The 12,690-nt window shown below is 66.2% G+C and carries 14 protein-coding genes; all 14 read right to left on the bottom strand.

Annotated features, from left to right (window positions below):
• Positions 1-2: 2 nt before the first annotated feature.
• The gene (locus NFI08_RS07735) at positions 3-788 is read right to left on the bottom strand and encodes a type IV toxin-antitoxin system AbiEi family antitoxin domain-containing protein (protein WP_045994698.1); all 786 of its coding nucleotides are present in this window, start codon (positions 786-788) and stop codon (positions 3-5) included.
• 109 nt (positions 789-897) lie between these two features.
• On the bottom strand, positions 898-3,825 hold the full coding sequence (locus NFI08_RS07730) for a conjugative transfer ATPase (protein ID WP_052704516.1): 2,928 nt from the start codon (positions 3,823-3,825) through the stop codon (positions 898-900).
• A complete protein-coding gene (locus tag NFI08_RS07725) occupies positions 3,825-4,292 on the bottom strand; it encodes a TIGR03751 family conjugal transfer lipoprotein (RefSeq protein ID WP_371931880.1) in 468 nt (155 codons plus the stop codon). The genes NFI08_RS07730 and NFI08_RS07725 overlap by 1 nt, the downstream gene beginning before the upstream one ends.
• Positions 4,255-5,697 (bottom strand): TIGR03752 family integrating conjugative element protein, encoded by a 1,443-nt coding sequence (locus NFI08_RS07720; RefSeq protein ID WP_045994697.1) that lies wholly within the window; start codon positions 5,695-5,697, stop codon positions 4,255-4,257. The genes NFI08_RS07725 and NFI08_RS07720 overlap by 38 nt, the downstream gene beginning before the upstream one ends.
• On the bottom strand, positions 5,694-6,566 hold the full coding sequence (locus NFI08_RS07715; RefSeq protein WP_045994696.1) for a TIGR03749 family integrating conjugative element protein: 873 nt from the start codon (positions 6,564-6,566) through the stop codon (positions 5,694-5,696). The genes NFI08_RS07720 and NFI08_RS07715 overlap by 4 nt, the downstream gene beginning before the upstream one ends.
• Entirely contained in the window at positions 6,563-7,210 is a 648-nt protein-coding gene (locus NFI08_RS07710) for a PFL_4703 family integrating conjugative element protein (RefSeq protein WP_253028367.1), read from the bottom strand. The genes NFI08_RS07715 and NFI08_RS07710 overlap by 4 nt, the downstream gene beginning before the upstream one ends.
• On the bottom strand, positions 7,207-7,590 hold the full coding sequence (locus NFI08_RS07705; RefSeq protein ID WP_253028366.1) for a TIGR03750 family conjugal transfer protein: 384 nt from the start codon (positions 7,588-7,590) through the stop codon (positions 7,207-7,209). Before NFI08_RS07705 ends, NFI08_RS07710 begins: the two co-directional genes overlap by 4 nt.
• Positions 7,590-7,949 carry a TIGR03745 family integrating conjugative element membrane protein gene (locus NFI08_RS07700; protein ID WP_071211154.1) on the bottom strand — a complete coding sequence of 120 codons (360 nt, stop codon included), beginning with the start codon at positions 7,947-7,949 and terminating at the stop codon, positions 7,590-7,592. The genes NFI08_RS07705 and NFI08_RS07700 overlap by 1 nt, the downstream gene beginning before the upstream one ends.
• A 59-nt stretch (positions 7,950-8,008) precedes the next feature.
• Positions 8,009-8,224 (bottom strand): TIGR03758 family integrating conjugative element protein, encoded by a 216-nt coding sequence (locus tag NFI08_RS07695; protein WP_045994693.1) that lies wholly within the window; start codon positions 8,222-8,224, stop codon positions 8,009-8,011.
• Complete coding sequence (locus NFI08_RS07690) at positions 8,224-8,577, bottom strand: integrative conjugative element protein, RAQPRD family (RefSeq protein WP_052704515.1); 354 nt, start codon at positions 8,575-8,577, stop codon at positions 8,224-8,226. The genes NFI08_RS07695 and NFI08_RS07690 overlap by 1 nt, the downstream gene beginning before the upstream one ends.
• A 180-nt stretch (positions 8,578-8,757) precedes the next feature.
• Complete coding sequence (locus tag NFI08_RS07685; RefSeq protein ID WP_045994692.1) at positions 8,758-9,450, bottom strand: TIGR03747 family integrating conjugative element membrane protein; 693 nt, start codon at positions 9,448-9,450, stop codon at positions 8,758-8,760.
• Position 9,451: 1 nt separating this feature from the next.
• Positions 9,452-9,742, bottom strand: coding sequence for a hypothetical protein (locus NFI08_RS07680; RefSeq protein ID WP_045994691.1), 291 nt, complete (start codon positions 9,740-9,742; stop codon positions 9,452-9,454).
• Entirely contained in the window at positions 9,711-11,945 is a 2,235-nt protein-coding gene (gene traD / locus NFI08_RS07675) for a type IV conjugative transfer system coupling protein TraD (protein ID WP_045994690.1), read from the bottom strand. The genes NFI08_RS07680 and traD overlap by 32 nt, the downstream gene beginning before the upstream one ends.
• A 9-nt stretch (positions 11,946-11,954) precedes the next feature.
• Complete coding sequence (locus NFI08_RS07670) at positions 11,955-12,431, bottom strand: integrating conjugative element protein (RefSeq protein WP_045994689.1); 477 nt, start codon at positions 12,429-12,431, stop codon at positions 11,955-11,957.
• Between the last annotated feature and the right edge of the window lie 259 nt (positions 12,432-12,690).

The raw sequence follows: 12,690 nt of genomic DNA, 5'->3' as shown, positions 1-12,690 counted from the left end.
CATCAATGCTCATCCGTGAACGCCTCCGGGACCGTGACCTGATATTCCTTGTCCAACCGCCCTCCCTTGCAGAGCTGCCGCTTGCCCTTCCCCAGGTCGAGGGCATGGGTCTCCAGTCGATGGTACCAGGCGTGGCCGGCATGGCGGGCCAACACCAGGAAAGCGCGCTTGGTCTTCACCGAGTGGCATCCTGCCAGCAATGCCTGTAGCCGGCGCGGGCGCAGCGTATTGAGCCCGGTGAAGGTATCCACCAGCTCGCTGCTGAACAGAAGCTCGTTGGGCGTAATGGCGATCCACTCAAGGATGGCGCGCTCCGGCGTCGAGACCCGAAGGGAAAAACCCACCCTAGGCGGGTTGTAGTCCGTGAAGCTGCCAGGCAGATCCATCGGCAGCCCTTTATCTTGGTGCAGATCGATAGCCCCGGCCCACTCGGCTTTCTCCAGCCATAGTGGCAGCTGGGAGCGGCGCTCCGCCCCATGCAGGTGGATGGTGTCGTGCCCCATCGGCAGGTAGTGGGCAAAGCCCTGCAGGGCCAGGGCGGTCTGGCCACCCGGCCAGAACGGCGGTACCGCGGGGTCGCTGAGCGCCTGCAGCGCGAAGAGTCCGCTCTCCCAGGTCAGCGGGTCGCCCGCCCGGCAGTAGGCACCTCGCCCGAGACGCTTCAACCAGCGGGCCTCTGCGAGCTTGGCAGCATGGTTGGCGCTGATGCCGTGGGACTCCAGCCACGCCGTGGTGACCACGGCGCCGTGGGGGATCTGCTGCCACAGCTGGTTTACTTTCGTCGCCATAGATTGCCCAATCTGCCAACTATGACACTCATCTTAAACCAAATCGGTTTAATTTTAACGTCTGAAATGGAAGATTAGGCCAATTTTAGCAACTTTTCTAAACCGATATCTACGTCTCGTGCCCGATCCCCCGAGCCTCGTCTAGCCGCTGGGCGATTTCCAACGTGGCCTCGAGCTCCGAACAGCCCTGCTCGCGCATTACCCGCATGCGCTCTGCCTTCTCCTCGCCCTCCGTGCCGGCCAGGGCCAGATAGAGGCTGGGAGGCACCACCCGGAACAGCGCTTCCAGCCGGCCTGACAGCACTACCCCTTCGGTGTACTTCTTCGAGACCTTGGTGGCGGAGGCCATCAGCTTGCGCTGGGTGGCAGTGAGCTCCTTGAAGCGGCTGACCTGCTCGATCTCGTCCGGCGGCATGTAGAGGCACAGCCAGAACTCGATCATGTTGAGCAGCTTGCGGGCTGCGTCCGGGAAGTCCTCGAGGTTCTGGGTGGCCATCCAGATCCAGTGGGAGAGCTTGCGTCCCATCTTGCCCACCTTGACCAGGTAGGGACTGAGCAGCGGGTTGACGGTGAGCAGGTGGCACTCGTCAATGACCTGGACGATGGGCCGCCCGCTGTACTGGTCGCGCTCGGCCAAGTTGGTGATCATGTTGGTCACGCTGATCACCGCCAGGGCGAGCTGGGCCTCGTAGCCCTCCCGGGCGAAGTGGGCCAGGTCGATGATGGTCACGTCGCACTCGGGCCATGCGGTGCCGGGGCGGTTGAACACCTCACCGTCGAAGCCGTCGCAGAACAGCCCCATCGCCTCGCCCATGTCGTAGGCGCGGCGCTGCCGTTCCTCGGGGATCTCCGTGTCGTGTGAGATCCCATAGAGCGCTTCGCGCACGTCCTGGGTCATGCAGTCGCGGCCTTCATCCCTGCAGCGCTCCGCCGCCCGGTAGATGGCGTCGCGCACCATGCGCCGGTCGGCGCGGCGAAACTCCCGCTCCTCCTTGGGGTCGCCGCCGGTGATCATCAGCCGGGCGGTGATCTCCATCTCACCCAGCAGATCACGCTCCTCGTCGGGCTGCTCCTCTTCCTCCTCCAGGGGGGCCTCCTCGAAGGGGTTGGCGTCCTCGACGTCTCGGGCCAGGCGTCGCTCCTCCACCTCGTTCTCCAGCAGCCGCGTGGCCGCTGCGAACGGCGGCAGCCTGGCCCCGCAGCCCGGCGACAGCTTGACCTGGTTGACGCTCATCCCCTTGCGCTCGAAATACTGGCCCAGCAGTCCGAAGCTGTTGCCCACCTCGATGATGAAGAGCCGAGGGCGATGCATGGCCATGACCTGGCTCAGCACACCATTCAGGGTGGCCGACTTGCCGGCACCGGTGGGGCCGAACACCAGCATGTGGGCGTTGGCCGAGCGGTCCTCGAGGCTCAGCGGATCGAAGCTGAAGGACTCGCCACCGCGGTTGAAGAAGGTCATCCCGGGGCGCCCGGTCCCGCGGCCGCGCCCGAACACCGGCGCCAGGTTGGCCAGGTGGTGGACGTAGTTGAACTGGGTGTACCAGCGGTTCTTGCGGTCCTGCTCCGGATCGAAGTTCATCGGCAACCAGCGCAGATAGGTGTTCAGGCCCGCCACCTCGTCTTCGGGGTCCACCGGCGAGAGGTTGACCTGTAGCAGCTGAGTGGCCAGCGCCATACTGCGCTGCTGGAGATCCTGCTCGTCCTTGCCCATCAGGGTGAAGGCCAGGGTGCTCTGGTAGAGCTTGTGGTTCTGTCCCAGATAGCGGCGGGCGGTCTCGCAGTCTTCGCGAACCTGCCGAGCCAGCACGCTGTCGCCTACTGCCTTGCTGTGCAAGCTGTTGATGTGGTCCTCCAGGGGCTCCTGGGGCGTGGCCACGATGGTCAGCACCGCCTCGGTACCCTCGGGCAGCTTGTCCATCAGGGCGTTGCTGGCCTGGCCGTCCGAACGTCGCACCTCACCGGTGAGGTGGCCCACCACCGGCGCCCGGCGCATCTCCTCCACCACCACACAGCACTGGGGCAGACCATCGAACCACCAATACCCGGTCTCGACATCCCCCCGGGGCGAGTTGAAGAGCATTCCCTCGGCCAGGTCATAGTTCCAGGCCACTTCCTCTGCATTCTCGGGGTAGTCGCACAGGGCGTAGAAGCGCGCCGGGTCATCGGGGGCCAGCCGTGGGCGGGGGTTGAAGCGAGGTAGCAGCCAGCGGTGAAAGGCGCGTCCGTCATAACGTTCCAGGCGCAGGCCCGCACCGCTCAGGGCCGCGGCCAGCCGTTCATAGACCTGGTTCGCGGCCTGCTCGGGGGAGAGCCCTCGCTGGCGTTCCCCGGCCTTGCGTTTCTTGCCGAGCCAACGGTAGAGCACCAGGCGCGTGCGGCGGGTCTGGCCCCGCCAGCGGGTCTGGGTCACGCCGTCATCCTGGAATAGCCCGCCGGGCTTGGAGATGGCCTTGAGGTGGGCGGCCATGCTCGCAAGCCAGTCCTGGGTGAACTCGGTTTCCCGGGCTCGCGGCCGCACGTAGTCGCGCATGCGCTCCAGGTCGGGGCGAGGGTCGACCTCATCCTTGACGAAGAGCTGCACCACCCAGGGGTGCTGCTCATACTCGGGCAGGCTGTCCTGAAAGGCGGCCTCGACCTGGTCGCGAATCGCTTCCAGGGACTCCGGTGCGCGCCCCTCGGTGGCGATGGGAAAGACCTCGGCTACCACCCCCACCGAGACCCCATCCTCGAGCAGGAAGCAGCCCGACTCGGGCAGGTACTCCACCCAGGGCAGGTAGTTGCTGAACGACGGTGCCCGACGGAAGTGGGAGCGAAGCTCGGCAACGGAGGGCGCCTTGCCCCGGGGCAGAGCCAACGGCCGCCCCTGGATATCATGGCTCAGGGCAGCGAGGGCATCGGGCTCGATCGACGGGGCCTCATGGTCTCGTGCCTGGGGCGGCGCCGATAGCAGTTCATCCAGCCCCCTCGCCTGGTTGCTGTCATCGGCCTTGGCGCTGCCGAATAGGCGATTCATCAGCGCATCGAACTGGGACATCAGAGGGTCCTCCCGTCGACCCAGTCCGCGGTGGCTCGTGCACTCTCACCGGGCATGGCGTACTGGATGCGTTGGTAGAGGGGAAACACCGTCGAGTAGCCGGGTACCGGCACTTGCTCCGTGCCTGCCAGGTGGGGAAAGACGTACATCACCAGGTCCGGGTTGGGCAGACGGCGGAACTGGCTGTAGATCTCGTTGCCCACATCGCGGCTGTAGCGCAGCTGCTCCGTGACCATATCGTCACTCTTCAGCGGACGGCGCAGCTCGCTGCGCACATCCAGCAGGCGGCGCTCACCGGTGCTGTGGCCGGCCTGGTGCTGCCAGATCTCCATCATGGTGGTGTCGCCCACCGGCATCAGCTCCTCCTGGGAGGTCGCACACCCGGTCATCGTCAGGCTGGTGAACAAGGCCGCCATCGACATGGTGGCGCTACGGCAGATCGAGATTGGCCGCACTCGAGCGGTCATATCGCACCCTCCTTCCTTGGGTTTCATAGTCGATGGGCAGCTCACGCTCGATATGAATGGCGACCGGCTGCCCCGGCGGGACGTAAACGGCGTCGAAGGTCTGGCCGAAACGCTCCTGAACCCACTGGCGCACGTCCGACACACCGCCGGCCAGGGCCTGGCTGGCGGCATAGCGGCCCGAGTCGCCGGTCAGGCCACTCACCACTCCGCCACTGTCCACACTGGTGGTGACCTCGTTCATTGCCATGGCATCGGCCCCGGCCTCGGCAGCGCCCAGGATGAAGCTGGTCAGCAGGAACTGCTGGGCATTGGTCTTGCGATCCCCAGGAATGCAAGGCAGTCCCCGAGGGTCGGAGAGCCAGCCGAGGGTGGTGCGGTTTGAGCCCTCATCCGAGTTGACGTCTTCAGGGGCCGGCAGGGTACGCACGGTGCCGTCCTCGAAGACGAAGGTCATCGAGTTGACCTGGCCGCGCACGCAGGAGAGGGTCCAGTCACCGGTGGCCGTGCCGCTGACAATGGCGCTCTCCACCTCCGGCAAGGTGACACCGTTGGCGGTGAGATTCTCGCGGCCGATCACCACCTTGAACGGATAGGGGTCGTTGACCGTGCCATCGATCGGCACCCGGCCCAGCAGCGCCGTCATGGCCACCGAGCCCATCAAGGTGGAGTTCTCCGGCAGGGTGTAGACGGGCTCCACGGTGGATTCATCGGGACGCCCCGTCACCCGGCTCTCCACCGCGCTGGTGGCACGCTGTGCCGACTCGCTCAGCTCGCCAGCAGCTTCGCCGAAGCGGGTTGGAAAGGTCATCTCGCCCCGCCCACGTTCGTCCTCTTGAGCATCCAGGGGCTCGACCCAGGTCAGCGCATGCTCCGAGCCAGGGCCCGAGTAGGATGTCCCATCAGGGCCACTACCTCCCTCAAGACCCAGGCCGATGGGCAGGTCATCATCACGCTGCCCATCCACCTGGCGGCGCAGTTGGTCCAACTGACGCTGCAAGGTGCCCAGCATGGAACTGTCCGGCTTGGACCGGGCGATCTCCTGACGCAGCCGTTCGCGTTCACGGCGCAGTGCCTCGTCGATGGCACCGTCCACGTCCTTGTGGCGGCTCATCAGCTGCTCGTTCTGATCACGCAGCGCCTGAGTTTCCGCTTGAGCCTGCTCCAGGTCACGGCGCATGGCCTGGACGTGCCCCACCAGGGTGGCCACGGTATCCCTCGGAGTATCGCCCTCGATGCCGAGCGCCTTCAGCTCGTCGTCATTCAAGGTCAGCGTCGGGTCTGCCTCGGCCATCTCGGCATCCGTGCCGGCATTGTCGCCGCTAAGGCCGCGTACCAGGATCAGCAGCACGATCACCAGCAGCGCCGGGACCAGCACCTTCAGTAGGGTATTGCTGCGCAGCGTCATGAGGTGCCCTCCTCGGTCTCCTCCGGCGCCTCCAGCGGGATCAGCGCCCTGTCCAGACCGCCACGCCGAGTGACCAGGAAGACCGTAGTGGTGTCCTCCGTGGAGCCCCGCGGTGCCAGATAGGGGTGCATGAAGGTTGCCGAGTAGAAGTCTCCCTGTAGCCAGCGCGGATCCAGCTCGAAGGCTCGGCGCCGATCGTTGTTCTCCAGCTTGACCGCGGTGACCGTCCAACCATCGAGCCGCCAGGCGCCCAGGGGCGTAGCAGTCACCGGCAGTGACGGCAGCAGGGTGCTCAGCGACTCGGGCAGCCGCATGGGCACGCGAGTCGCTCCGCGCAGGGGCTCGATGGTCCGCTGCGGTGCGTAGAGGGACTGGGCCGCATGCCGGGTCAGCAGCACCGGCACCGGCGTGGAGGAGGCCTGTTGGGCGTCACCTCCAGGCGATTGCGCCGACGATGGCGGGGTCGACACCGTCTTCGCCCCGCCGCTGCCCGAGGAAGCGCTGGTCGGGGATGCCTTTCGGCTATCCACCACCAGGATCTCCTCGCTACTCACTCCCTCCCCGGCCGACAGGTCCAGCAGCAGCACATCCCCGCTCTCCACGTCCTGCACCCGCACACGCTGCGTCTCGAAGGCGTCAAAGGCCTTCAGGTAGAGCACGCCACCGGCGCTCTGGACGCGCAGCACGTCGGGGTTGGCCAGCGCTGGCGGCAGCCCCACGCGCACGTTGCGGTCCAGGGTGACGATGCGCTCTTCATTAACCGGCAGCGGTATCTCCAGGGGGCGTCGCTCCCAGTGCATGACCTCCACTGCCATGGCCTGACTGATGAGTAACACACTCGCCAAGCCCGCCAGTATCACCCGCTTCATGAGGAGCCTCCTTGCGTCACGGTTTCTGGGACCGATAGGCGCTGGGGAATGCCATCGAAGCAGTCCACCTGAAGTCCCCAGGGGTTGCGCTGTGGATCCACGTCGGCCCTCACCACCCGCAGTGGGTAGCGAATGAACAGATCGCGAACCGGCGTGCCGGCGTACTGCTCGTCGATGGCCATATCCAGGGTGACTACCCAGGCGTCGCGACTGAGGATCTCCACGGCTTCGGGACGGTAGCCCCTGCCGGGAATCTCATAGATGCCGCGCACCCTGCCGGAAAGCTCCTGACGACGGTCGCGATCCTCGTAATCCTTGGCCAGATAGCGTTGACAGGAGGGGGTGAGAAAGGCGGAGTAGGCCCGCAGGTTGCGGCGGTAATCGGCCTGGCCATCGGCGGGCCAACGATTGATCTGCTGCCAGACATAGAACCCGAAGGCGTAGACGCTCGACGGGTCGACCTCCCACCAGGCGCGAGTACTGCCCGAGCGCAGATCAGGCGGGTTGTGGATGGTCAGATTCTCCGGGGCGGACTTCCAGCCCCACCATAGGCCGGCGCAGAGCAGGGCCAGCACCGCGATGACCAGGCGCAGAGTGGTGATATGGGCATCTCGGGCGCTCAGGGCGTGACGAAAGCGACTCATGGCCGACCTCCTGGCTGATGCCGCATCCGGCGCCGCGAGTAGGGACCGGAGTGGGTGATCAGGGTCTCGCCGCCCCATAGCCGTATGCCCTGCCGGGCCAGACGGAACTGCAGGCTGCGATAGAGCCAGGCGGCGGGACGGCCACGTCGCAGCCGCCGCATCACGGCACCACCGACGTAGAGCGCCATCCCGGCGCTGGCGAAGGCCACGGTCGGCACCATGGCGATGGCCCCCAGCAGCCAGGCGCCGATCACACCCGGCAGCAGGCCGACGACCAGACCGCCCAGGACCATCATCCCAACCTCGTGCCCGGTCATGCCCCGAAACACCACCGGCGCGGCGTTCAGGCGGGTCGGCAGAAAGTCGAGACGGCTTGCCATCAGAGGATCTCCGCGGCCTTGGTCGCCAGCCAGATGATGGCCACGATCAGCACCACCCCCACGACGACCACCACGCCGAACTTCGACCACTCGCCGCGAACCCGTGCCTCGTTGAAGGTGGCGATGGATGCAATGGCGACGATGATGAACGCCACCGTGGCCAGGATGAGACCGCCAAGGGCGCCGAAGTCGTAGAGGTAGTTCTGCAGCGTCTCGATCAGGCCACTCCCTTCACCACGTGAGGGTGCCTCCATGGTGGGCAGACCCTGCGCCATGACCTGCGGCACGAGCCCCGCCGTCGCCGAGGCGGCGAGTCCCCGGATACGGGCACGAGAGAAGAGTGAACGCACGGTAGTCATAACAAGCTCCTTCTTGAGTGACGAATTGCTGAATGACGCAGAGTGCGAGGCCGGTGACCTCAGAGGAAAATCCAGAACATCACCACGACCAGGAAGACGGCGCGCAACGCGGCAAAGCCGAAGTCATCGCCGCTGACGCGCCCCTTGGCGTAGCCTCGATATGCGGATATGGCGCTCCAGCACGCCCACAGCAGCACCACGGTGCAGCCCACCCCGGCGACCAGGACACCCAGGGGTGGCGCCTCGAAGCCGGCACCGGCGGCGAAGGCCTCCATCAGCGCAGCTCCTGCAGGTAGTCCCCGGCGAGGGGCACCGGCTGGCGGGGTGGCAAACGAGGAGGCGCGAGCACGTCATCGATGCCCTTGTCCACGGCCTGGATATCGCGGCGCAGGCGCGGCACATCCACGAAGACACGGGTGGTCTCAGGGTCGAACTCCCCCACGCGGCTCTCGAGCCGATCCACGATGCGCTGTATCTGAGCCAGCTGATCCTGGATCAGGGCCAGGTCCTGGCGGGCGATCTCATCGCGAACGCCGTCGCGCTCGGCGGCATGGGCAGCACCGACCTGAGTCGTCAGCAGCGTCAGGAGCAGGGGCGACAGGGCCCGGGGGAAGCGGCAAAACGACATGGCGAGACAGTCCCTCCATTGGCTGGGATTGCCGTCATCCTGTCGCCCACCAAGCTGCAGCGCAGCAGGAAACCATAAGCGCCGCACACCACGTTTATCTGTGCCGGCTCAACCGGATAGGGACACAAGTGCCGGAGCCGTACAGGCTCCGGCCAGCGGCGACACCTCCGCTTCGAGGCTTCAGAGATACTTCTTGAAGCTACCCGTGGCGATGCTGACCAGCAGACCAAAGAGGGCCGCGCAGGGCAGCAGGAAGGCGTTGGGGTGAATGGCGAAGGGCACGCTCAGGTAGAGCAACCAGCCCACCACGAAGACCGGAGTGATGGCCCGCTTGGCATGGTGGTAGATGAAGGCGGACTCGCGTCCGGCGCCGAAGCGGCGCAGGTCACGACGCACCAGACCGTCGACGAAGCCGACCAGGGCCGCCAGGGCGAAGAGCGGCGACGTCAGCAGCAGGATGACCACCCGGGTCAGGGTCATCAGCGTGACGTAGAGCGCCGCCTGTACGTAGACATGCAGGGTGCCGAGCCAGCCACCCTGATGGGCGCTGGTCGCGAGCCAAGCCGACACCCCGCTCTTCACGAACAGCCATTCGTGGGCGCTGGTGACGGCTCGGGTCGCCAGGGCGACCGGATCCGAGACCAGCAACGAGCGTGTGAAGGTGGTATCCAGCCGGGAGACCTCGGCTTCCAGGGTCTCCAGGGCATGCTGGGCCCCGGGCTGGCTCCACCACTGCCAGTGGATCCCCGCCCACTCGACCAACACCGACATCAGCAGGGACACCACCAGCACCGCCATGATCTGAAACGGCAGGCCAAACAGCGTAGTGAGCCAACCTCGCCGAGTCTCCTGGGCGCGTTCCGCCGTGGCCATCTCAGTGCACCCTTACCGGGGTCAGCGAGCAAAGCAGCGACCAGCGGCGATCGTGGTAATGCAGGATCAGCCGCCCCTCATGGGGGTGTTCGCCCTGCTCCCACACTGGCGAGAGCCCCTTGCGATAGGCGCGCTGGGTCAACTCGACGCGATCGATACCGATGACCACGTAGTCGAGCAATCCGAACAGGGCCTGAGGCAGCTCACTCAGGGAACCACTCTCCAGGGCGACGCTGGAAACGATGGCAGTTGCCGCCGCGTCACCCGTCACGGGCGCTGTCTCGAGGTTCATCACGATTCTCCATTGCTTGATCCGGCGACCCTGCTGCCTCCAGCGGTGATGCCGCCATGGCACCTGGCTGCCGCGCCGAGACGTCATTACCCATGACGGCGAACTCGGCCCCCAGATCGCTCAGCTCCAGGTTCACCGGCGGCGGCATGACCGCCGTCCACCACTGCTCGCCGGTGGTGTAATCGCGCTTCATACGTTCGGCGAGCTCGGCGATGCTGCCGGGAATGTCCTCATCCTTATCGGGTAGCGGTAGCGGCATGCGGACCTTCCAGAGCTGGCCCCCTTCGAGCAGGGCGAAGGCCTGCCCCTTCGGCAGCGAGACCACGTCGGCCGGCTCGATCATCGGCACCTGCACGGTACTGATGCGGTCGCCACCACTGCTGGTGAAGTCGATGTCGTTGGCGATATCGCTGGAGTCGGAGGCCATGCTGACCAGCATGCGGGTGGCCACGTTGACCTGGCGCAGCTGCCGAGTCAGCAGCTCGGCGGTCCTCTCCTCGCGAACTCGCAGCATCACCAAGTTGTTGAAGTTGCCCACCACCTGACCAGCCTTAGCCGCATTGCCGATGCGCGCCTCGATGTCGGAGAGGGTCTGGGTGTAGGCGGTGACCTGGATGCCGGCGCCGCCCCCCTTGTTGATGAGCGGGATGAACTCGTCACCCATCAGCTCGTTGAACTCGTCGCAGTGCAGGTTGATCGGCACCTTGCCCATGCGCTTGCCGTTTACCGCCGGCAGACCGTCATCGATGCCGTGCTTGTAGATATGGCCGGCCACCGAGACCAGGTCAGCGAACATGGAGTTGCCCACTGCCTGGGCCACCTCGAAATCAGACATGGCATCCAGGCCCACGTAGACGATGCCGCGTTTGCGGATGATCTGCTGCCAGTCGATGATCGGCCGGGGGTCTTCGATGTCGTCGTAGTCCGGCGAGAGCAGCTCGGCGATGCGCCCGGTGGTCAGCTTCTCCAGCAGCGGCAGCAGGCTCGCCACGATCTTGTCAAAGTAGGTCTTGTCGTAGCGCACGGCGCTGCGTAGCCCCTCGAGCACGGCGTCCACCACCTTGACCTGCTGCAGGTACTGCTCGATGGCCACCACCCGCTTGTCGCGGCCCTGAAACTGGCGAGGGATGTTCTTGTCGTTGAGCTTGCCCTCGATGGTGGTAATGCGCTCCCAGGCGTGCTGGTCGTGGCGGGTCAGGGTCTGCTGGGCGTACTCGATCATCAGGCCGTCGATGTTCACCACGTCCGAGAGGATCTGCTCGTAAGTGGGGCGCTGCCCCAGGGCATGACGGGCCCGGGCCACGATGTTGACGAAGCGCCAGGCGAACTCGCGGAAGGCGGCACTGTTGCCCTCTCCTGAGAGCTGGCCGGCGAGCCGGGTCGCCACCTCGGAGATGCGCCCGAAGCGCCCCACGGCGTTATAGCGCGCCGAGATATCCGGCCAGCCCAGGTGGAAGACGTAGAACTCGTCGCCGCGACCTGCGCGCTGTGCCTCGGCATACATGCGGATCATCAGGTCGGCGTCGCCCTTGGGGTCGAAGGCGATCACCACGTCGCCGCGATGGATGTCCTGGGTGATCAGGATCTCGGCGAGCCGGGTCTTGCCGACCCGGGTGGTGCCCTCCACCAGGGTGTGACCCACCCGCTCCCCCAAGGGCAGGTAGACATCGCGCTCCCTCCACTCCACGGCATGCAGTGCCGCCATGCCGCCTACCGGCGGCAGCGGGCGCAGCGGGTTCCAGGGCACGTCCGCGGCGAGCAGCTTCACCAGCGGCCGGCCGACAGCATGGCGCTCCAGCAGGTTCTCCAGCCCTCGGGCCACGCGGTAGGCAGGCCCCGGGCGCAGATAGCGCTGCACATGAGGCTGCTGGCTCTCATGCAACCGCTGGGTGTGGCGCGCCTCCCACTTGAAGCCCTTGCCCATCCACAGCAGCCGCTGACTGACCGGAATCTGCCGGCTGCGCAACGCAAAGCGCGGCAGGCGCTTCATGTTGCGGCGGTAGCGCAGCACCACCCAGGCCTGTCGGGCACGCCACACCCCGAAGGCAGCAAAACCCGCCGCCATGCCGTAGCCCACGCTGGGTGACAAGGCCAGTGACCAGGGCGCCATAATGCAGAGCACCGCACAGGCTACACAGACCAAGGCAGTGTTGAGCTCTACCGCAGGGCGCAGCAGCGCTTCCAGAGGGTGTGACTGGCTCATCGCTCGCTCCTACTGCTCCAGCCCCTGAGCCGTCACCAGCACCGGGTAGTGGGCAAGGCCCAGCCGACCGGCCAGGTCGTCCCCCGGTGTGGGGCGCAGCTCGAGCCCCGGCACCGCCTCGCGCAGGCGCTCAAGCCCCTCGGGTGTGGCCACCTCGACGACCAGCCCCACGGCGTTAAGCTCGCGCAGGATCTCTCCGCGGGCCTCCAGCCAGCGCAGCGATAGCGGGTCGTCCCCGACCAGGAAGAAGGGCGTCATGCGGCCCGGGAGCTCGAGCGGGCGAAAGTGCACCTCGCCGGGCGACAGCCGCTCACTGGTCACCGGCAGCATATCCGCCTCGCTGAATGCCACCGGTGCGCGCGAATCAGGCGCATAGCCCTGCTCCTCCGCCACGCCGGCCATCCCGATGGCGACGAAGTAGGGGCGTGCCGGCTCTCCACCATGATCGGCGAGCACTTCCAGAGCAGGCCGATCGGTGAGTGGCATTCGGGGCAGCGTCTCGGCCTGGACACTCCCGGCAAGCCCCCCGACGAGCCCAACCAGGGCGGCTAACGCCCTGCGGCAGTGATCACACGTCACCATCAGCGTCCCCTCCAAACGCATCCTCATAGCACTCCTCTAGGTACTCCTCCCGGGAGCCATGGGCATCACCATGGCAGTAGTCCATCGGGGGCTCGATCTCGCGGGGCTCTCTCCATGCCGGTGCCCCGCAGTAAGGGCAGCGATAGGGGGCAGAGTGAATCAT

Origin of the sequence: Halomonas sp. EF61, assembly GCF_040147045.1 — a bacterium.
GTDB classification, from domain to species: domain Bacteria; phylum Pseudomonadota; class Gammaproteobacteria; order Pseudomonadales; family Halomonadaceae; genus Halomonas; species Halomonas litopenaei.
The sequence above is the reverse complement of the archived record's forward strand: the minus strand, read 5'-3'. Positions and strand labels throughout refer to the sequence as shown.